This is a genomic window from Alteromonas sp. 4NS20-0143 (assembly GCF_057542855.1).
Genome location: NZ_BAAJLR010000035.1, coordinates 1 through 505 on the forward strand (window position 1 = coordinate 1; position 505 = coordinate 505).

Here is a 505-nt window from a genome sequence, read left to right on the forward strand (position 1 = left end):
CCAGACTCCTACGGGAGGCAGCAGTGGGGAATATTGCACAATGGGGGAAACCCTGATGCAGCCATGCCGCGTGTGTGAAGAAGGCCTTCGGGTTGTAAAGCACTTTCAGTTGTGAGGAAAAGTGAGTAGTTAATACCTGCTCACCGTGACGTTAACAACAGAAGAAGCACCGGCTAACTCCGTGCCAGCAGCCGCGGTAATACGGAGGGTGCGAGCGTTAATCGGAATTACTGGGCGTAAAGCGCACGCAGGCGGTTTGTTAAGCTAGATGTGAAAGCCCCGAGCTCAACTTGGGATGGTCATTTAGAACTGGCAGACTAGAGTCTTGGAGAGGGGAGTGGAATTCCAGGTGTAGCGGTGAAATGCGTAGATATCTGGAGGAACATCAGTGGCGAAGGCGACTCCCTGGCCAAAGACTGACGCTCATGTGCGAAAGTGTGGGTAGCGAACAGGATTAGATACCCTGGTAGTCCACACCGTAAACGCTGTCTACTAGCTGTTTGTG

Annotated in this window: 1 rRNA gene; it reads left to right on the top strand. The window is 52.7% G+C overall.

Annotation, left to right across the window (positions count from 1 at the left end):
* Window positions 1-505: ribosomal RNA gene (locus AC27HD_RS18860) — 16S ribosomal RNA — on the top strand; the annotation flags it as partial.